This window comes from Rhizobium sp. ARZ01 (genome assembly GCF_014851675.1).
GTDB lineage: Bacteria > Pseudomonadota > Alphaproteobacteria > Rhizobiales > Rhizobiaceae > Mycoplana.
In genome coordinates this window covers 283,130-301,468 of the sequence record NZ_JACVAE010000002.1, presented here as the reverse complement: position 1 = coordinate 301,468, position 18,339 = coordinate 283,130, and the positions used below count along the sequence as shown (strand labels likewise).

The following is an 18,339-nucleotide window of genomic DNA, read 5'->3' as shown; positions in this document are numbered from 1 at the left end:
ATCCGTAGCCTGCAGACGGGGCAGCGTCTGCGGGCACCAAAGATCGTACCTCGACACGTTCCCTAACCGTCGATTCAACGGCGGGCGACAAGCGCACTTTTTTTTGGAAGACTTGCCGCGCTGATTCGCACGGAAGTCGAGAGGAGCGGTATGGAGCGACTGGCTGGCAAGGTCATGCTGATGTCCGGTTGGACGCGGGCGTTGGTGGCATTCCTGGCCGGCCTGTTCGCAGTGTTGGCGCTGCAGCCCTATGGGTTCATTGCTGCACTGTTCGTCTCCTTCACGGTTCTGGTCTGGTTGATCGACGGTGCCAGCGGCGACCCCGATGCTGGTCTCCTGCGCCGGCTGGTGCCGGCCTTTCGTATCGGTTGGTGCTTCGGTTTCGGCTATTTCCTTGGCGGCCTGTGGTGGCTCGGCAATGCGCTCTTGGTCGAGGCGGACGAATATGCCTGGGCACTGCCGCTGGCGGTGCTGGGCCTGCCAGCGTTCCTCGCTTTCTTCTATGGCTTTGCGGTCGCGCTTGCGCGGCTCTTCTGGTCAGATGGGCTGGGGCGCATCCTCGTGCTGGCCGCCGCCTTTGGGTTTGCCGAGTGGCTGCGCTCGTGGCTGTTCACCGGATTTCCATGGAATGCGGTGGGCTATGGCGCAATGCCGGTGCCGATGATGATGCAGCCGGCGCGAATCTTCGGTATCGCCGGCATGAACGTGCTGGCCGTTTTCGTCTTTGCCGCGCCTGCGCTCCTGTGGACCGGCCGCGGCAAGCGGCTGGGTCTATCGCTTGCAGTCCTTCTTCTGGCGCTGCAGGCGGGATATGGCTTCTACGTCCTGCACTTTCTGCCGGACGCGGTTGATACGGATGTAAGGGTCCGCTTGGTGCAGCCGGTGATCGACCAGTCCGCCAAGCTCGACGACGGGCAACGCGCAGCAGTCTTTGAAAAGCATCTAGCGTTGACCGCCGATCCGCCCTCGGGCGAACAGCGTCCTGGTATCATCGTCTGGCCCGAAACGTCGATTCCCTTCATTCTCACCGACAACCCGGATGCACTTGCAAGGATCGCCGCGGTGCTCGACGATGACCAGGTGCTGATCGCCGGAGCTGTGCGGATGGAGGATACGGGCGCGGGCAAGCCGCCACGCTACTACAATTCGATATACGCAATCGATGGCAGGGGGCAGATCCTCGGCGCCGCCGACAAGGTCCATCTTGTTCCGTTCGGCGAGTACATGCCATTTGAGGAACTGTTCAATTCGTGGGGTATCAATGCCGTTGCCGCTTTCTCGGGCGGCTTCTCCGGCGCGCGCGTGCATCAAGTGCTCACGCTGCCTGGCGAGCGCTCGTTCTATCCGCTCATCTGTTACGAGGCGATTTTTCCCCGTGAGATCGATCAGGCAGCCTATACGACCGACGCGCTGCTCAACATCACCAACGACGCATGGTTCGGCGATACGCCCGGCCCCTACCAGCATTTCCATCAGGCCCGGGTACGGGCAGTCGAGACCGGCTTGCCGCTCGTGCGCGCCGCCAACAGTGGGATCTCGGCGGTTGTAGACGCCAAGGGGCGTGTTACATTAGGGCTTCCTTATGGTATGGTCGGATTTGTGGACGCAACTATACCGGGAAATAACGCTGCGTTTCATGACAGTGTGTCACAAAACTTCTGGTTTTGGTGTTTAGTTGCAATCTTTTTCGGAGCAGGGGTGATTTCTCGCATTGGTTTTAGAAGGGATGCGAATTGACCAAAAACCCCTAAAATTGCATAGTGGAGTTTACCGGCATCAGTTTCGTATTATCAAGTCCGAGAAAATATTCGGGTACAACGTGACGTTAGGTCTGATGATCGATGCCGGCAAACAGGGCCATTTCGCGCGTTAGGATACAGCAATGATAGAAAACAAGAAGAAGCCGAACCCGATCGACATTCATGTCGGTAGCCGGATCCGCCTTCGCCGCACAATGCTTGGTATGAGCCAGGAGAAATTGGGCGAAAATCTGGGAATCACTTTCCAGCAGATCCAGAAATACGAAAAGGGCACGAATCGCGTCGGCGCGAGCCGTCTGCAGAATATTTCCAGCATACTCAACGTGCCGGTTTCCTTCTTCTTCGAAGATGCGCCGGGCGACTCCGGCAATCAACCCGGCATGGCCGAGGCCTCCAGCTCGAACTACGTAGTGGATTTTCTCTCCTCATCGGAGGGGCTGCAACTGAACCGTGCCTTCGTCAAGATCGCCGACCCCAAGGTTCGTCGCAAGCTCGTCGACCTCGTCAAGGCGCTCGCAGCCGAGGCGGAAGTGGAATAACTACAGCCCGCTTATCTGAAAGATTCGTGCGCGAGAAAACGGCCCTTTGGGGGCCGTTTTCTTTTTGCTGCCATTCCGGAGAGGGAATTGACATAAACATATGCTTATGTCGTTCTGCGCTTGTTTTCCGGTGGTAAAATGACTAAGACGGAGCATCTTCATTGAGGGAACTCCCGTATGCGCAGCAACTATCTCTTCACTAGCGAGTCCGTGGCCGAGGGGCATCCCGACAAGGTCTGCGACCGGATCTCCGACGAAATCGTCGACCTGGTCTATCGCGAAGCAAACAAGACGAAATTCGACCCCTGGATCGTCCGCATTGCCTGCGAGACGCTGGCGACGACCAACCGCGTTGTCATCGCGGGCGAGGTGCGGCTGCCGCCGAGCCTGCTGAAGAAGGACAAGGACGGCAACGACGTCATCAATCCCGCCAAGTTCAAGGCGGCGGCGCGCAAGGCAATCCGCGACATCGGTTACGAGCAGAGCGGCTTCCACTGGAAGAACGCCAAGATCGATGTGCTGCTTCACGCGCAATCCGCCGACATCGCCCAGGGCGTCGATAGTGCTGCGGACCAGCAGGGTGACGAGGGTGCCGGCGACCAGGGCATCATGTTCGGCTATGCCTGCCGCGAAACCGAAGAGCTGATGCCGGCGCCAATCTACTACTCGCACCGAATTCTCCAGCTTCTGGCCGAAGCCCGCAAAAAGGGCGACGGAGACGTGGCTAGGCTCGGCCCCGACGCCAAGAGCCAAGTGACGGTAAAGTATGTCGACGGCAAGCCGTCGGAAGTGGCCTCGATCGTACTGTCGACCCAGCATCTCGACGACAGTTGGGATTCGGCGAAGGTCCGCAAGGTGGTCGAGCCCTACATCCGCGAGGCTCTGCATGACATCAAGATCGCTGACGACTGCAAGTGGTACATCAATCCCACCGGCAAGTTTGTCATCGGTGGACCGGACGGCGACGCCGGCCTGACGGGCCGCAAGATTATCGTCGACACCTATGGCGGGGCGGCCCCGCATGGCGGTGGTGCGTTCTCCGGAAAGGACACCACGAAGGTCGACCGCTCTGCGGCCTATGCGGCGCGCTATCTGGCGAAGAACGTCGTCGCGGCCAGCTTGGCTGATCGTTGCACAATCCAGCTCTCTTACGCGATTGGCGTCGCTCAGCCGCTGTCCGTATATGTCGATCTGCATGGCACCGGCAAAGTGACAGAAGACCAGGTCGAGGCCGCTATCCGCCAGGTGATGGACCTCTCGCCCTCAGGCATTCGCCGGCATCTTGATCTCAACAAGCCGATCTATGCCAAGACGTCCGCGTATGGCCACTTCGGCCGCAAGGCCGGCCGTGACGGGTCGTTCTCCTGGGAGAAGCTGGATCTGGTGAAGCCGCTCAAGGAAGCGCTGCGGACCGAGGCACTCAAGGCAGCCTGATCGGCCTTTACGGATCGCTACGGAAAACTGTAAAGCGGGTGTCTCCACGGGGAGACGCCCGCTTTTATCGTGAAAGACCAACCCATGACAGAACAGCAGCGCCCAAGCCGCGCCACGGAAGCCTTCTTCGGACGACGTAAGGGCAAACCGCTCCGCGAACGACAGGCGCGGCAGTTGAATGACGTTCTGCCAACGCTGGCGCTCGACCTCTCGCAGCCGGCGCCAGAGCGCATCGAAGGCCTGTTTGCGTTTACGCCGGCTCGCCTCCGGCTGGAAATCGGCTTTGGCGGCGGAGAGCACCTGATGCATCGCGCTCTGGAGCAACCGGACACGGGTTTCATCGGTGTGGAACCCTTCGTCAACTCCATGGCGAAACTCGTCGGCCGGATCGAGGAGACTGGCGCACGCAACATCCGCCTCTATGACGATGATGCAACCGAGGTTCTGGATTGGCTGCCGGCGGCATCGATCGACCAGGTCGACTTGCTCTACCCCGACCCATGGCCGAAGCGGAAGCACTGGAAGAGGCGCTTCGTGTCGGCGGTCAACCTCGACCGGTTCGCCCGGGTTCTCAAGTCTGGGGGGCATTTCTGCTTCACGTCGGACATCGATACCTATGTCAACTGGACGCTGCTGCACTGCGGGGCGCATCCCGAATTCGAATGGACGGCAAACAATGCCAGGGACTGGCTGACGCCTTTTGCAGGATGGCCGGGAACACGCTACGAGGCCAAGGCAAGACGCGAAGGTCGAAGCTCGGCCTATCTTACTTTCCGGCGGGTCTGATCCCGCCGGACGTCTACCGAAAGGCCGCGACGCGGCTTGCGGTCAGTGCAGGCTGACAGTGCGCAGTTCGTCTTCTGCTGCCTTGTAGAAAGTGCTCGAACGGTTGTCCGTCAGAAGGATCGGTGTGCCATCGGCGCCGAATAGCGCCCAGAGGTCGAGGTTCGGATCGATATCCGGCGCTTCCGGGAAGCAGCGCGAAACCTCGTCAGCCCGCATCTTGCGGATATAGCCCACTTCGCCTGCGCCCAGATGCGCAAGGTCGGCCTTCGTGACTTGGGGGGTAATCGTTTTCAGTCCCATGTTTGCCTCCTGGCAATGTGCCGGATTGATTACCGGCCTGCCGGATGCCCGCTGTCATAGTGACCCGTCGGTGCGCCCGGTTATTCGACTATTCCGTGATGCGTCCCGGCGGATGTTCCCGCAGGAACGGAGCTTGGCCTAGTCTGGTACGAAAATGTTAATTTTCTTTACCAAGCGTTCCGGTTCAGGACGCGCAAGATCGATCGAGAGAAGGCCGTTGCGAAGCTCGGCGCCCAGCACGTGCATGCCGTCAGCAAGGACGAACATACGCTGGAACTGCCGGGCGGCAATGCCCCGATAGAGATAGTCGCGTTCAAGCGTATCGACCTGTCGGCCTCGGACGATCAACTGGTTTTCCTCCGTCGTCACCTCAAGCTCCTCTTCGGAAAAGCCGGCAACGGCGAGCGTGATGCGCAGCCGCTCGGGATCGCCTGAAGTGCTGTCAGGGCGAACGCGCTCGATGTTGTACGGGGGATAGCCATCATTGCCCTTGGCGATACGCTCGAGCGTTTTCTCCATGGCATCGAAACCGAGAAGGAGAGGGCTGGCAAAAGGCGTGATACGGCTCATTTCGTTAGTCCTTGCTTTCAAGCGACCGGAGCGGGACCCGAATTTCAGCATCCCTGCATGAGCGCAATATGGGTACTCTTCTGCAGGGGCGCAAGGCGCTTGCCTCGCGCTGTTCGGCAAATATAGTCCCGTGTCGCCGGAGGGACGGCGCTGAAGATGATTCGGGAAGGTGAAGGCCCATGTCGCAACGAAAAAAGATAATCATAGACACCGATCCGGGTCAGGACGATGCCGCTGCAATCATGTTGGCGCTCGGAAGCACCAGTGAACTCGACGTTCTCGGCATCACCACGGTCGCCGGCAACGTGCCGTTGGCGCTGACAACGCGCAACGCGCGCATTCTCTGCGAATTATGCGGGCGCACTGACATGATGGTGTTCGCTGGCGCCAATGCGCCGCTTAAGCGTCCGCTCGTGACTGCCGAGCACGTGCATGGCAAGACCGGTCTCGACGGTCCCGAGTTCGATGAGCCCACCATGCCGCTGCAGGACAAGCATGCCGTCGATTTCATCATCGACACGCTGCGTGCCGAACCTGCGGGCTCGGTGACGCTGTGCACGCTCGGACCGCTGACCAACGTCGCTTTGGCCCTGCAGAGGGCGCCGGAAATTGCCGGGCGCATCGCCGAGATCGTCATGATGGGCGGTGGCTTCTTCGAAGGCGGCAACATCACGCCGGCGGCCGAGTTCAACATCTATGTGGATCCGGAGGCCGCTGACCTCGTCTTCCGCGGCGGGATCCCGATCGTGATGATGCCGCTCGACGTGACCCACAAGGTGCTGACGCTGAAGACGCGGGTTGAGAAAATCCGCGCGATCGGTTCGCGGCCGGCGATCGCGCTGGTCGAGATGCTGGAGTTCTTCGAGCGCTTCGACATCGAGAAATACGGCTCCGACGGCGGACCGCTGCATGACCCCACCGTGATCGCCTACCTGCTGCGTCCGGAACTCTTTGGCGGTCGTGATTGCAATGTCGAGATCGAGACTGGTTCGCAACTGACCGCCGGTATGACGGTTGTCGACTGGTGGCAGGTGACTGAGCGCAAGCCCAACGCCCGAGTGATGCGCGACATCGACGCACAGGGGTTCTTCGATCTGCTGACGGAGCGCGTGGCACGGCTGTGAGGCCATTGCGGCACCTACCGCCGCCTGCAACCACCGTCTGTCAGCGGTCGAACCAATGGTCATACAATGCAAAACGGCGCCGCGAGGGCGCCGTTTCCGTTTAGAGGGTTTCGTTCCGCTCAGAACTCTTCCCAGTCGTCCTGGGCTAGTGCCGTATTGCCAGCGACCGGCGGGATCGGGCGTGCCGGAGCAGCGGCGCGGCGCGCCGGCGCGGGCGCATGGACCGGCTGGGCCTGGCGCTGCGGCTGCGCAGCCATCGCCTGTTGGCCCTGTCCCGTGCGGAAGCGGGCGACGAGCGATTGCAGCGTTCTCGCTTCTTCGTTCAGCGCGACGCTGGCCGCGGTGGTCTCTTCCACCATCGCCGCGTTCTGCTGCGTGACCTGATCCATCTGGTTGACGGCCGAGTTGATCTCCTTCAGGCCGACGGCCTGTTCGGAGGCCGAGCCTGAGATCTGGCGGATGAGGCCATTGATCTGCATGACCTGCTCGGCGATCTTTTCGAGCGCGCTGCCGGCCTTTCCGACGAGATCGACGCCCTCGCGCACCTGGGTCTCAGAGGCATTGATGAGGTTCTTGATCTCCTTGGCGGCGTTGGCGGACCGCTGGGCGAGCTCGCGGACCTCCTGGGCGACGACGGCAAAGCCCTTGCCGGCTTCGCCAGCGCGAGCAGCCTCGACGCCTGCGTTGAGCGCAAGGAGGTTCGTCTGGAAGGCAATCTCGTCGATGACACCGATGATGTTGGAAATCTCGCTGGAAGACTTCTCGATACCCTTCATGGCAGCGATTGCCTTCTGCACGACCTCTCCCGACTTGCCTGCGTCGTCGCTTGCAGTCGCGACCGACTGGGCAGCAACCCGGGCGTTCTCCGCGCTCGAGTTGACCTGCGAGGTCAGCTCGTCGAGGGCGGCTGCGGTCTCCTCGAGGCTTGCGGCCTGCTGTTCCGTGCGGTGCGACAGGTCGGCGGCGCCATTGGAGATCTCGCCCGTGCCGTTGCCGATGTTGGCGACCGAGGCGTTCACCGTCTGGATCGTCTCTTCGAGGCTCACCATGGCGGAGTTGAAGTCGGTCTTGATCTTCGCGTACTCGCCGGGGAACTCACCGGAAAGGCGATAGGAGAGCTCGCCCGAGGACAGGCGGGCAAGCCCGTCGGCAAGGCGAGAGACGATGTCGCGCTGCAAGGCGCCGGAAGCCTGACGCTCTTCCTCGGAACGGTTGCGTTCGGCCTCGCTCATCTGGCGATGGCTTTCGGCCTCGGCCTCAAGGCGCTTGGTGTCGGCGAGCTGGTGGCGGAACCCTTCCAGAGCCTTTGCAACGGCACCGGTCTCGTCGCTGCGCTCCTGACCGGAGACAGGATCGGCGTAGTCACCGCCGCTCAGCTTCTCGACATCGTTGACGAGTCCGGTGAGCGGTTTTTGCACGAAGCGGCGAACCGCGATCAGAAGACCGGCCATCACGGCGCCGAGCACGATCAGACCACCGATGACCATCATGAAGGTCTGGTCCTTGACGGGTGCGTTGATTACCGCGCGCGGGATGTCGACGAGAACAACCCAGGTCGCATTTACGTCCGGCAAAGCAACCGGATAGACGACGCGGTCGAAGGTTTCGTTGTTATCGAAGGAGAGGTTCTGGATGAAGCCGGCCTTCTGTGAGGCGAGTGCCTCCTTGATCACCTCGCTACCGGTGCCCTCATAGTCCTTCATCAGTAGTTCCGGCCGCGGAGCGACCAGCCATTTGCCGGATTGAGTGAGGACCAGGACGCGACCGGAGCCGAAAGGCTTGAGCTGAGAGACGCGTTCGGCAAGCGTGGTCAGCCTGACGTCGACACCGCCGACGCCGATCAGTTTGCCGTTTGACATGACCGGATAGGCGATCGATGAGATGGAAATGTCTTCACCCGTCCCTGTTTCCAGATAGGGCGAGGTCATCGCGCCTTTGCCGCTCTTTGCCGCGAGCAGGTAGAACTCGCTGTCGTACTCGGACTCGAACGTGGAGAAGGCGATGCCGTCCTTGCCCTTGGTCCAGTAGGGATTGAATGTTCCATCCTTGGCGCCGCCGAACTCGGCGTTCCCGGAAAATTCGGCTGCCTTGCCGTCGAACGTGTCTTTTTCCGCGGCGAACCAGCTACCGAAGGCAAATTCATTCCGCTCGACATTGACCTTCAGGAGGTCGATGACGTTCTTCCGGTCAAGGTATCCGTTCTCATGCCCCTTGCCGATAATGCCGATCGTCGATCGAGCAGCGCTCGCCAGTTCGCCGACAGCTCCGGCGATATCTTTGGCAATTGCGCGCGCCTCGCTGTTTGCCTCATTCAGGATCAGCGATTGGACGCGATCTTCGGATTGTGAAATCAGGACGAAATTCGATGCCAGGAGAACGAGGGCGATTGTGCCCCCGGTTACTGCGATCAGCTTCGTCGCGAGCGACTTGGGCTGTATGTTGAACATGGAATCCTCACGAGCAGAGACATTCGCCGATGTTTCGCGGCGGCGTGACGAAATCGAAATGGGGAGTGAGCTCCGTCATGGAGAATGCAAATGCCAACCGGCATCTGGGAGCAGCTCCTGACCCTGCGGAGTCTGTCCATCTGCATCATTCAGTATCTGCAAGACATTAACGAATTTGCTAATATGGGGCGCAATTTCATACGTCTTCCTTGGTCGCGAGGAATGCCGAATGCCTGAGGTCTATCAGTTCGCCGATCGAGCGGATGCGGGTCGCAGGCTCGCAGACGTGCTGGCGCGCGAGCCTGTCGAGCGACCGGTGATCCTTGCCATTCCCCGCGGCGGCGTTGCCGTCGGAACGGAGATCGCGGCGAGGCTCGGTGCCGAACTCGATCTCCTCTTTGTTCGCAAGATCGGTGCTCCCTGGAACCACGAGGTCGCAATCGGCGCGGTCGCGGGCTGCAGCGCGCCGCAGACGGTGTTCAACAGCGACCTGCTTGCCTGCAGCGGTGCCACGCGGGCCTACGTCGAGACGGAGGTCGCGCTCCAGATCGCGGAGATCGATCGCCAGCGAATAGCCTATCTCGGCGGGAGGTCGGCGGTGGCGCTGGAAGGGCGCAACGTGATCGTGACGGATGACGGCGTGGCGACCGGGGCCACGCTCGCTGCCGGGCTGAAGGCGTTGCGCCTGCAGCGTGTGCACTCGATCACCCTCGCGATACCGGTTGCTCCGCCGGAGGCTATCGAGCTGCTGAGCGTGTCTGCAGACAGGGTCGTCTGCCTCCTGCGACCGCACGATTTTCGCGCCGTGGGCCCGCACTATCTCGATTTTGCGCAGGTATCCGACGGTGAGGTGATCGACGCTCTGACGCGTGCTACGGGCTACCCCGACAACCCGTAATGCCAAACGGCCCGCAGCGCGGGCCGTCGGCCTTGAAGCGGGGACGGTCAGCGCAGCCAGATGACCCTACGGGTGCCGCGCTCGATCAGGACCGGGCGCTCCTCCACATAGATATAGCCGTAGTCGGGGCTGTCAGGAACTGGCACAAGGTCGACATCGTCCGGAATGACGGTGCCGGCTGCAACAGGCCCTTCAAGCACGACCGGCCCGACCGGGTTGCGCTCGATATAAGTGATCGTCGTCTCCGGCACCGCCGGAACGATGCTGCCCGTCGTCTCGGGTGCCTGGGCATAGATGACCTTTCGGTCGCGGGTGCGCACGATTACCGGCCGGTTGTCCACATAAACGTAGGCAAGGTCGGGATGATCGGGAATCGGCGTCAGCACGACGTCTTCCCGCAGGCGTGTTTCCGCTGTGAGCTGACCTGCGAGCACGACCGGTTCGACCGGGTGCTCGATCACGTAGGTGCGCGCTGCGGGCGGAACGGAGGCGGCCGCACCGAGGGTCGCGCCGGCCACACCGCCGATCGCAGCGCCGATGGGCCCGCCAACAAGCGCACCGGTCAAAGCGCCTGCCGCCCCGCCGGTGGCGGCGCCGAGCCCGGGGTTGTTCTTCTTTTCTTCAGCGTGGACTGTCGTCGCACCTGCCAACGCAAGTGCGACGACAGCCATGAGGATCCTGTACATAACCTTCTCCTTCCGGTTGGGTCTTTCGGTCCCTTCACCAAGCCAAACGCGCTCTGGCGGATAGGGTTCCGGCCTTTCGAAATGGAGAAGCTGCGGATCGCTATGCGATGGCGCTGTCGCGCCGGGCGATTTCGTAGTCCTCGTTATGTACCTGCAGGCCCTCTGGCGTCAGCACCACGATCCCGTAGGCGCCGGGCTCATCGACCGACAGCGAGGCGTTGGCCATGTCGAACGGCATCGGCTGCTGGTGGACAGGGCTCTTGAAGATCGAAAACGGTATGCCGTGATGCGAGCCGCCAATGGTGCGGTGGACGTGGCCGGCGAAAATGTGTCGCACGTTTCCGTGGCGCAGCACCAGCTCGTAGAACGCGGCTTCGTTGGTCAGGCGGATCGCGTCCATTCCGGTGAAGCCGGTGCGATGCGGCGGGTGGTGCATGAAGAGAAGAACAGGTTTTTCCGCCTTCGCCAGCTTGCGGTCGAGCCAGGCGAGGCGTCGGTCGCAGAGAAGGCCGGAGTGACTTGCAGGATAGTCATAGGGCGGGGCAAACAGCGTATCGAGCAGCAGCACCCGGCAGTCGGGAAAGTCGATTACCTGCTGCACGAAACCGTCCTCATCCGGCATGACGTGATCGAAGACTTCCAGGAAGCGCTCGCGCTTGTCGTGGTTGCCGATGGTGATCGCCGCCGGCGGAGACAGTGTGGCGAGAAGACCCTTCAGCCGCAGGTAGGAGGCATGGTCGGCTCGGTGTGTCAGATCGCCGGTGAAGATGACGCGATCGGCATCTGGATGGTGAAGGTTGACGTGGTCGATGCCCTTGCGCAGGCGATCATACGGATCCAGCCCGATGATGGTGGTGCCCTCGGGCGTCATGTGAAGGTCGGTGAAGACGATGAGCTTGGTCATGGAAAGGTCCGAAAAGAGAAATTCGCGCGTGAATTTCTCCGGTCGCGGCCCGTCGGTCAAGAGTCGACAACGGGAATGCTGAACCGCCTATGCACAGGCCTGAGCCCGGTCCTCCCTCACCTCGAACAGCGGATCGCCATAGCCGATCTCTTCCCCTTCCGCCCGCAATTGGGTGACAAGCACGGCGTCGCGCTCGGCGAGGATCGGGCGCAGGAGCGGACCGACCGTGACATATGCGATGATCTCGCCGCGCCGGACCTTGCGGGGCAGGAGTGGCGGGGCGGCGCAGCTGGCGGGATGCGACAGATGCAGCGTGCCGAAGCTCGTGGCACGGAGGGTGGATGCGGCCGCCACTGGCCCAGTTGCCGTGCCGCCGGGCGCCCGGACATGAGACGAGCGGTGTCGCAGGCACAGCCGCAGGCCACCTTCCTCGATGTCGAGTTCGGCAATGCCGTAGCGCACCATCAGGTCTTCCAGCCGGGCGGCGATGTCGTCGGTCATCGCGATTTACCTCCAATCGAGGAGTCACCTTGGAGCAACCGTTCCAGATGGTGGATATCGAAACCGCCGGCAACGAAGCCTGGTTCGTCGAGCAGTTTCAGGTGCAGCGGGATATTGGTACGGATGCTATCGATCGTCGTTTCAGAAAGCGCCCGCCGCATGCGGAGGAGCGCCTCCTCACGGGTCGCGCCGTGGGCGATGATCTTGGCGATCAGGGAATCGTAGTGCGGCGGCACCTCGTAGCCGGAATAGAGGTGGCTGTCGGCGCGGATGCCGAAGCCGCCCGGCGGAACGTAGCGTTCCACCGTTCCGGGCGATGGCGTGAAGCGGAACGGATCCTCCGCATTGATGCGGCATTCGATCGCGTGGCCGGTGAGGCGGATGTCCTCCTGCCGGAAACCCAGCGGTTCGCCCTGCGCGATGCGAAGCTGCGCCTGCACGATGTCGATGCCCGTCACCATTTCGGTGACCGGGTGTTCGACCTGGACGCGGGTGTTCATCTCGATGAAGAAGAACGCGCCATCCTGGTAGAGAAATTCGAAGGTGCCGGCGCCGTGATAGCCGATGGCAAGGCACGCCTGCGCGCAGCGCCTGCCGATCATTTCGATCAGTTGACGGCCGATGCCCGGCGCAGGGGCTTCCTCGACGACCTTTTGATGACGCCGCTGTGCCGAGCAGTCGCGCTCGCCGAGATAGACGGCATTGCCGTGCGCGTCGGCCAGGACCTGGATCTCGACGTGGCGCGGGTGTTCCAGGAAGCGTTCGACATAGAGCGCCGGATTGCCGAACGCGCGGCCGGCCTCCTCGCGGGTCACCGCTACGGCGTTCGCCAGATCGTCCGGGCGGCGGACGACGCGCATGCCGCGCCCGCCGCCACCGCCCGCCGCCTTGACGATCAGCGGATAACCGGTGGCCTCGGCGATTGCCCGGATTTCGGTCGGGTCGTCGGGAAGAGTGCCGTCGGAACCGGGCACGCAGGGCACGTCGGCCGCGCGCATCGCCGCCTTCGCCGAAACCTTGTCGCCCATCAGCGCGATCGCATGCGATGGCGGGCCGATGAAGACAAGGCCGGCATCCTCCACCATCTTCGCGAATGCCGCGTTCTCAGAGAGAAACCCATAGCCGGGATGGATGGCATCGGCGCCCGAATGCCGGGCGGCGAGCAGCAGTGCGTGCATGTCGAGATAGCTTGCGCTCGATGGGGCGGGGCCGATACAGATTGAATGGTCGGCGAGTTCTACATGCCGCAAGGTACGGTCGGCTTCCGAATGCACGGCAACGGTTCCAAGGCCCAGTTCCCGGCATGCTCGCAGAATGCGAAGCGCGATCTCGCCGCGATTGGCGATGAGGACGGTGCTGAAACGTCTTGTCATGACGTGGTCCAACCGAGATCAGGGCGAATGGTTTGGGGCATGGTCAGCCGGCCATCTTGCCGATGCGGAACAGAGGGGTTCCGGGCTGTACGGCTGCGGCGTCGTCAAGCAGGATCTCCAGCACCGTGCCGTCGCAATCGGCCTCCACCGGGTTCATCATCTTCATGGCCTCGACGATCGCGAGCTGCTGGCCGTCGCTGATGCCGTCGCCGACATCGACGAACGGTGCAGCGCCGGGTGCCGGCGCCCGGTAGAAGGTGCCCGGCAGGCCGGCCACGATCGTGTGCAGGTCGCTGCCGACGACGGCTTCCGCCGAGATAGGGGCCGGGATTGCCGAATGCGCGTTTTGCCTGCTCGCTATCGGCGTATCGCTGCCACGCGCGTGCTTCGCAAGCCGGATGCGCAAGTTGCCCTCCGTCACATCCAACTCCTCGACATCCGAGCTCGACAGCATCTGCATCAGCCGTTCGATGACTTCGAGATCCATCCTCGTCTCCGCTTACTTGAGGAAATTGCGCACCGCGATGCCGTCGGCCTCTAGCGCGTCGCGGACGGTGCGGGCGATCGTCACGGCCGCCGGCGTATCGCTGTGGACGCAGATCGAATCGATTGGCGTGTCGATCCACTTGCCTGTCACGGTCTCGATCGCGCCGGCCCGAACCATGCGCACGACACGCGCGGCAGCTTCAGACGGGTCATGAATGACGGCACCCGGCTGGCTGCGATGGACGAGATGGCCTTCATCGGTATAGGCCCGGTCGGCGAAGATCTCCGAGGCTGTTGTCAGCCCCATCGCGTTCGCCTGGCGCTGCTGGTGGCCAAGCGCGATCACGAGGCAGACGAGCTTCGGATCGACGGCCTTGATCGCCCGGTTGACCGCCATTGCGACTTCGGCGTCCTGCTGGGTGAGGTTGCCGAGCGCGCCATGGGCCTTCACGTGGGTGATCGGATGGCCGGCATAGGCGGAAAGCGCCTGGGCGGCGCCGATCTGGTAGGCGACGAGCCGTTCGATCTCGCCGGCGGAGAAGGGGATGTTGCGGCGGCCGAAACCCCACAGGTCCGGGAAGCCGGGATGCGCGCCGACGGCGACACCCCGCTCGCGGGCAAGGGCGAAGGCCGTTGCCATGATTTCGGGGTCGCCGCCATGAAAGCCGCAGGCGATGTTCGCTGACGTCACGACACGCAGGATCGCCTCGTCATCCCCCATCCGGTAGGCGCCAAAACCCTCGGCCATGTCCGAATTGAGATCGACGCTCAGGGGCTCGTCGGTCATTTTCGTCTCCTCTCGCTCTCGCCATGGTTTTAGGAGCATTTGGTCCATCTGTCCCGCCCAAAGCGCAGTTGATGCGATGCGGCCGCCGACGCATGATGAAAGCAGTTGGATTGCGGATCGGTCTGATATATCAGAAGCGTCATCGTCAATCCTGCAACGCCGTTCGGATTGGATCCTCGTTTGATCAGCAAAAGCGAAAATCCGGTAATCAGCATGGAGGGCGCGGGCGCCGTGCTGCTCGATGCGGCGGATTCGGTATTCTCGCCTGCGACGCAAGAGCGGATCTGGGCGGTGGCCAAGGCGTTGCGCGGGGTGGACGGCGTTCGCGAGACCGTCCCGGGCATGAACAACCTGATGGTCGTCTTCGATCCGGTCGCGATTGCGCCGGAGAAGCTGGAACGCAAGCTCGACGCCGCCTGGCACAACATCGTTCCCGATGTTGTCGCCGGTCGCGAGATCGAGGTGCCGGTCACCTATGGCGGCGCTACCGGAGAGGACCTCGCGGCTCTTGCGCAACATTGCGGCCTGACGCCCGAGGAGGTGGTGCGGCGGCATTCGGAAGGGCACTATTCCGTTGCTGCGGTCGGCGCCATGCCGGGCTTTGTTTATCTGTCCGGGCTCGATCCCAGCCTTGCCATGCCGCGCCGGGCGGTGCCGCGCATGAAAGTGGAGATCGGGTCGGTGATCATCGGCGGTGCGCAGGCAGGCATCATGCCGGTAACGGCACCGTCCGGCTGGCATATCATCGGGCGAACGGAGATGGCGCTGTTCGATCCCTTGCGCGACCCGCCGGCCGCCTTCCGTCCGGGTGATCGGATCCGCTTCCGGGCAGAAAGGATCGAGCTGTGATCGAGATTCTTTCGACGGGCGCGGTCAACAGTGTGCAGGACCTCGGTCGGCCCGGCTTTCTCGACGTCGGCGTCGGCTGGTCGGGTGCCATGGACACGCCGGCATTGTCGGCGGCCAATCTCCTGATCGGCAACGAGGCGAACGCGGCCGGCATCGAAGTCTCGCTCTTTCCCTTCCGCCTGCGCTTTCTGTGTGACATGACCTTCGCCGTCACCGGTGCGGACTGTGCGGTCACACTTGGCGACCGGACGCTACCGTCGTGGTGGGCCGAGGCGGCGCGCGCCGGCGACACGCTGACGCTCGGGCTGCCGCGCGCCGGTGCGCGCGCCTATCTCGCGGCCGGCGCGGGACTGGACGTGCCGCAAGTGCTTGGTTCGCGCGCCACCGACCTGAAGAGCGGGTTTGGCGGATTGCAGGGACGCGGCCTTAACCGCGGCGACACGCTTCCGCTTATGGAAGGCGGTAGATCCGTTGCGCTTCCCGTAGGCGGCATCGGCATCGATCCAAAGGACCTGCGCGACGGGGCGGCGCCCAATGAGAGCCCGATCGCCCTGCGCGTCCTGCCCTCGGCGGAGTACCTCACCTTTACCGACGCAGCGCTGGAAGCGTTCTTTTCGACCGCGTGGAGCGTCAGCAACGAGGCCAACCGCATGGGTTATCGCCTGATCGGACCGGAACTGGCACTCACGCGGAAGCTTGAGCTGTTCTCGCACGGCATCATGCCCGGCACGGTGCAGGTGCCGCCATCGGGGCAGCCGATCATCCAGCTTGCCGAAGCCAACACCTGCGGCGGCTATCCGAAGATCGCCAATGTCATCGAGGCCGACTTGTGGCGACTGGCGCAGGCACCGGTCGGTGCTCATTTGAAGTTCGTTCGGATCGACAGGCCAGAAGCCGTCGCGGCGATCGTTCGCCAACGGCGGGCACTCGACGACATTGCAACGCTCGCATCGCTTGCCCGCAAGGACGGGTCGAGCGTGCGGCGCCCCACATATCACATGAGTGGAGAATGAAACGATGAGATGGAAACGTACGATCCAGCTGCTGGACGTTCATTGCGAGGGTGAGATCGGCAAGGTCGCGATCGGCGGCGTGCCGAAGATCCCCGGCAATACGATCGCCGAGCAGCTCAACTACATCAACACGGTCGATGACAGCCTGCGGCGGTGGCTGTGCCTTGAGCCGCGCGCGGCTGCGACCGGTTCGGTCAACCTGCTGCTGCCGGCCAAGCGCCCGGAAGCCGATGCCGGCTTCATCATCCTGCAGGCCGACCAGGCACACGCCTCCTCCGGCTCCAACTCGATCTGCATCACGACGGCGCTGCTGGAAAGCGGCATAATCGAGATGAAGGAGCCGGAAACGATCGTCACGCTCGATACGGCCGCAGGTCTCGTCCGGGCGACGGCGACCTGCCGCGACGGCCGCTGCGAGAAGGTCAAGCTGACGATGGTGCCGTCCTTCGCCCACGAGCTCGACGCGGAGATCGACACGCCCGACTGGGGCCGCGTGCGCTTCGACATCAGCTATGGCGGCATCTTCTATGCGCTTGTTGATGTCGACCAGATCGGCACGAAGATCGAAAAGGCCAACGCCCGCAAGCTGGTCGACGCCGGCATGGTGCTGAAGGACCTGATCAACAAGGCGATGCCGGTCGTCCATCCGGAAATCCCTGAAATCAACGGTATCGCCTATGTGATGTTCCGCGACCGCGAGGAAGACGGCACGATCCGCACCGCAACGACCATGTGGCCGGGTCGCGTCGACCGCTCGCCCTGCGGCACGGGCAATTCGGCGAACCTCGCCACGCTCCACGCCCGCGGCAAGGTCAAGGTCGGTGACACCTTCAAGTCGCGCTCGATCATCGGCTCCGAATTCGAAGTCGGCCTGCAGGCGGAGACGGAAGTCGCCGGCCGCAAGGCGATCATCCCGACCATCACCGGTCGTGGCTGGACCTTCGGCCTGCATCAGGTCGCGCTTGATCCGACCGATCCGTTGGCCAACGGCTTTGCCATGACCGACACCTGGGGACCGCAGGCGGGCGAGATCGTCTGACGATTCCTTGCGGGGTGCTGCCCGAGGGGCATCCTCGGGTGCAACAAGCATGGTCGGCCGCTGCCTTTCACTGGTAAAGGTTGCGGCCGACCTGAAGAAACGGACCAGCCAAACCGTTTCCCGAGGAGATGGTCGCCTCTAGTGAGCGGGCGCACCTCCAAACGGACGAGGCTGGTGATGCGGGAACGAGATCTTTCGGGCGGGTTGCCGCTAGGCCGTCGCGCTTTTCTCACCGGAAGCATGCTGGCGCTTGTGACGGTGGCCGCCAGCGGCGCTGCCGCCAATGCCGTCATCGGAACCGCCGATGAGGTGCGCGGCACGGTCAGCCGCAAGAGCGACGACAGGAATGCGCCGATCCGCGCCGGCGCCGACATCCTGGACCGGGATTTCATCGTCACGGGTAAAGAGAGTTTCGCAGCGCTCACGCTTGGCAGCGACACCAAGCTCCTGCTTGGCAGCCAGACCGAACTCCTGGTCGACAGTTTCATCGCCGGCCAGGGTGGCACGATCGAGCTGGGCACGGGCCGCATGATCTTCGATCGGCCGGAGGGGGCGCCGAAGATCGACGTCTCCTTGCGCACCGCCTTCGGAATGATCGGCGTGCGGGGCACCAAATTCTTTGCCGGGCCAAACCGTGGAGCCTTTGCCATTTTCGTCGAGCATGGGGCCGTCGAGGTCACGGGCGGCGGCGTGACACGCCGGGTCGGCGCCGGTGAGGGCATCGACATTTCGGCACCCGGCGCAGCACCTAGCGAGGTGCGGCGATGGGGCGAGGCGCGCATCCGGGAAGCCTATGAAAGTGTCGGCGTTCGCTAAGGCGGTCTGAGCTAAACGGCAGCCGAG

At 62.9% G+C, this 18,339-nt stretch carries 19 protein-coding genes; 10 read left to right on the top strand and 9 right to left on the bottom strand.

The window, feature by feature from the left end; all coding sequences use genetic code 11:
- Positions 1 to 150: 150 nt before the first annotated feature.
- The 4 genes from lnt to IB238_RS15560 all read left to right on the top strand — a co-directional run bounded on the left by lnt (position 151) and on the right by IB238_RS15560 (position 4,519).
- Positions 151 to 1,737: an apolipoprotein N-acyltransferase gene (gene lnt / locus IB238_RS15575; RefSeq protein WP_192248621.1), complete on the top strand. Its 1,587-nt coding sequence runs from the start codon at positions 151 to 153 to the stop codon at positions 1,735 to 1,737.
- A 145-nt stretch (positions 1,738 to 1,882) separates the two neighbouring features.
- Positions 1,883 to 2,299, top strand: a complete 417-nt coding sequence (locus tag IB238_RS15570) for a helix-turn-helix transcriptional regulator (protein WP_192248618.1) — start codon at positions 1,883 to 1,885, stop codon at positions 2,297 to 2,299.
- Between the two features lie 177 nt (positions 2,300 to 2,476).
- Positions 2,477 to 3,733, top strand: a complete 1,257-nt coding sequence (gene metK / locus IB238_RS15565; protein ID WP_192248615.1) for a methionine adenosyltransferase — start codon at positions 2,477 to 2,479, stop codon at positions 3,731 to 3,733.
- 84 nt (positions 3,734 to 3,817) lie between these two features.
- Complete coding sequence (locus tag IB238_RS15560; RefSeq protein WP_192248612.1) at positions 3,818 to 4,519, top strand: tRNA (guanosine(46)-N(7))-methyltransferase TrmB; 702 nt, start codon at positions 3,818 to 3,820, stop codon at positions 4,517 to 4,519.
- Between the two features lie 42 nt (positions 4,520 to 4,561).
- On the opposite strand, the gene IB238_RS15555 is transcribed toward IB238_RS15560, so the two are convergent.
- Both IB238_RS15555 and IB238_RS15550 read right to left on the bottom strand, forming a co-directional pair.
- On the bottom strand, positions 4,562 to 4,819 hold the full coding sequence (locus IB238_RS15555) for a DUF1150 family protein (protein WP_192248609.1): 258 nt from the start codon (positions 4,817 to 4,819) through the stop codon (positions 4,562 to 4,564).
- A 138-nt stretch (positions 4,820 to 4,957) separates the two neighbouring features.
- Positions 4,958 to 5,389 (bottom strand): Hsp20 family protein, encoded by a 432-nt coding sequence (locus IB238_RS15550; RefSeq protein WP_192248606.1) that lies wholly within the window; start codon positions 5,387 to 5,389, stop codon positions 4,958 to 4,960.
- Between the two features lie 179 nt (positions 5,390 to 5,568).
- On the opposite strand from IB238_RS15550, the gene IB238_RS15545 reads away from it, so the two are divergent.
- Entirely contained in the window at positions 5,569 to 6,513 is a 945-nt protein-coding gene (locus tag IB238_RS15545; RefSeq protein ID WP_192248603.1) for a nucleoside hydrolase, read from the top strand.
- Positions 6,514 to 6,632: 119 nt separating this feature from the next.
- On the opposite strand, the gene IB238_RS15540 is transcribed toward IB238_RS15545, so the two are convergent.
- Complete coding sequence (locus IB238_RS15540) at positions 6,633 to 8,960, bottom strand: methyl-accepting chemotaxis protein (protein ID WP_192248600.1); 2,328 nt, start codon at positions 8,958 to 8,960, stop codon at positions 6,633 to 6,635.
- A 229-nt stretch (positions 8,961 to 9,189) separates the two neighbouring features.
- Here IB238_RS15540 and IB238_RS15535 point away from each other — a divergent pair, with 229 nt between their 5' ends.
- Entirely contained in the window at positions 9,190 to 9,858 is a 669-nt protein-coding gene (locus IB238_RS15535; RefSeq protein WP_192248597.1) for a phosphoribosyltransferase family protein, read from the top strand.
- Positions 9,859 to 9,905: 47 nt separating this feature from the next.
- On the opposite strand, the gene IB238_RS15530 is transcribed toward IB238_RS15535, so the two are convergent.
- The 6 genes from IB238_RS15530 to IB238_RS15505 form a co-directional block, all read right to left on the bottom strand.
- Positions 9,906 to 10,544, bottom strand: coding sequence for a DUF1236 domain-containing protein (locus IB238_RS15530; RefSeq protein ID WP_192248594.1), 639 nt, complete (start codon positions 10,542 to 10,544; stop codon positions 9,906 to 9,908).
- A gap of 100 nt (positions 10,545 to 10,644) precedes the next feature.
- Positions 10,645 to 11,448, bottom strand: coding sequence for a phosphodiesterase (locus IB238_RS15525; RefSeq protein WP_192248591.1), 804 nt, complete (start codon positions 11,446 to 11,448; stop codon positions 10,645 to 10,647).
- Between the two features lie 87 nt (positions 11,449 to 11,535).
- Complete coding sequence (locus IB238_RS15520; protein WP_192248588.1) at positions 11,536 to 11,949, bottom strand: hypothetical protein; 414 nt, start codon at positions 11,947 to 11,949, stop codon at positions 11,536 to 11,538.
- Complete coding sequence (gene accC / locus IB238_RS15515; RefSeq protein WP_192248585.1) at positions 11,946 to 13,322, bottom strand: acetyl-CoA carboxylase biotin carboxylase subunit; 1,377 nt, start codon at positions 13,320 to 13,322, stop codon at positions 11,946 to 11,948. Before accC ends, IB238_RS15520 begins: the two co-directional genes overlap by 4 nt.
- Positions 13,323 to 13,365: 43 nt before the next feature.
- Positions 13,366 to 13,809, bottom strand: coding sequence for an acetyl-CoA carboxylase biotin carboxyl carrier protein (gene accB, locus IB238_RS15510; RefSeq protein ID WP_192248582.1), 444 nt, complete (start codon positions 13,807 to 13,809; stop codon positions 13,366 to 13,368).
- A 12-nt stretch (positions 13,810 to 13,821) separates the two neighbouring features.
- Positions 13,822 to 14,595, bottom strand: a complete 774-nt coding sequence (locus IB238_RS15505; RefSeq protein WP_192248579.1) for a 5-oxoprolinase subunit PxpA — start codon at positions 14,593 to 14,595, stop codon at positions 13,822 to 13,824.
- A gap of 180 nt (positions 14,596 to 14,775) precedes the next feature.
- Here IB238_RS15505 and pxpB point away from each other — a divergent pair, with 180 nt between their 5' ends.
- The 4 genes from pxpB (at position 14,776) to IB238_RS15485 (ending at position 18,312) form a co-directional block, all read left to right on the top strand.
- Positions 14,776 to 15,444 carry a 5-oxoprolinase subunit PxpB gene (gene pxpB, locus IB238_RS15500; protein ID WP_246723679.1) on the top strand — a complete coding sequence of 223 codons (669 nt, stop codon included), beginning with the start codon at positions 14,776 to 14,778 and terminating at the stop codon, positions 15,442 to 15,444.
- A complete protein-coding gene (locus tag IB238_RS15495; protein WP_192248576.1) occupies positions 15,441 to 16,457 on the top strand; it encodes a biotin-dependent carboxyltransferase family protein in 1,017 nt (338 codons plus the stop codon). Before pxpB ends, IB238_RS15495 begins: the two co-directional genes overlap by 4 nt.
- A 4-nt stretch (positions 16,458 to 16,461) precedes the next feature.
- Positions 16,462 to 17,496: a proline racemase family protein gene (locus IB238_RS15490; RefSeq protein WP_192248573.1), complete on the top strand. Its 1,035-nt coding sequence runs from the start codon at positions 16,462 to 16,464 to the stop codon at positions 17,494 to 17,496.
- A gap of 240 nt (positions 17,497 to 17,736) precedes the next feature.
- Positions 17,737 to 18,312: a FecR family protein gene (locus IB238_RS15485; protein ID WP_192249687.1), complete on the top strand. Its 576-nt coding sequence runs from the start codon at positions 17,737 to 17,739 to the stop codon at positions 18,310 to 18,312.
- The last annotated feature ends 27 nt before the right edge of the window (positions 18,313 to 18,339 follow it).

Coding starts and splice junctions, on each gene's coding strand:
- lnt (WP_192248621.1), top strand. CDS start 151: ATGGAGCGACTGGCTGGCAAGGTCATGCTGATGTCCGGTTGGACGCGG.
- IB238_RS15570 (WP_192248618.1), top strand. CDS start 1,883: ATGATAGAAAACAAGAAGAAGCCGAACCCGATCGACATTCATGTCGGT.
- metK (WP_192248615.1), top strand. CDS start 2,477: ATGCGCAGCAACTATCTCTTCACTAGCGAGTCCGTGGCCGAGGGGCAT.
- IB238_RS15560 (WP_192248612.1), top strand. CDS start 3,818: ATGACAGAACAGCAGCGCCCAAGCCGCGCCACGGAAGCCTTCTTCGGA.
- IB238_RS15555 (WP_192248609.1), bottom strand. CDS start 4,819: ATGGGACTGAAAACGATTACCCCCCAAGTCACGAAGGCCGACCTTGCG.
- IB238_RS15550 (WP_192248606.1), bottom strand. CDS start 5,389: ATGAGCCGTATCACGCCTTTTGCCAGCCCTCTCCTTCTCGGTTTCGAT.
- IB238_RS15545 (WP_192248603.1), top strand. CDS start 5,569: ATGTCGCAACGAAAAAAGATAATCATAGACACCGATCCGGGTCAGGAC.
- IB238_RS15540 (WP_192248600.1), bottom strand. CDS start 8,960: ATGTTCAACATACAGCCCAAGTCGCTCGCGACGAAGCTGATCGCAGTA.
- IB238_RS15535 (WP_192248597.1), top strand. CDS start 9,190: ATGCCTGAGGTCTATCAGTTCGCCGATCGAGCGGATGCGGGTCGCAGG.
- IB238_RS15530 (WP_192248594.1), bottom strand. CDS start 10,544: ATGTACAGGATCCTCATGGCTGTCGTCGCACTTGCGTTGGCAGGTGCG.
- IB238_RS15525 (WP_192248591.1), bottom strand. CDS start 11,448: ATGACCAAGCTCATCGTCTTCACCGACCTTCACATGACGCCCGAGGGC.
- IB238_RS15520 (WP_192248588.1), bottom strand. CDS start 11,949: ATGACCGACGACATCGCCGCCCGGCTGGAAGACCTGATGGTGCGCTAC.
- accC (WP_192248585.1), bottom strand. CDS start 13,322: ATGACAAGACGTTTCAGCACCGTCCTCATCGCCAATCGCGGCGAGATC.
- accB (WP_192248582.1), bottom strand. CDS start 13,809: ATGGATCTCGAAGTCATCGAACGGCTGATGCAGATGCTGTCGAGCTCG.
- IB238_RS15505 (WP_192248579.1), bottom strand. CDS start 14,595: ATGACCGACGAGCCCCTGAGCGTCGATCTCAATTCGGACATGGCCGAG.
- IB238_RS15490 (WP_192248573.1), top strand. CDS start 16,462: ATGAGATGGAAACGTACGATCCAGCTGCTGGACGTTCATTGCGAGGGT.
- IB238_RS15485 (WP_192249687.1), top strand. CDS start 17,737: ATGCTGGCGCTTGTGACGGTGGCCGCCAGCGGCGCTGCCGCCAATGCC.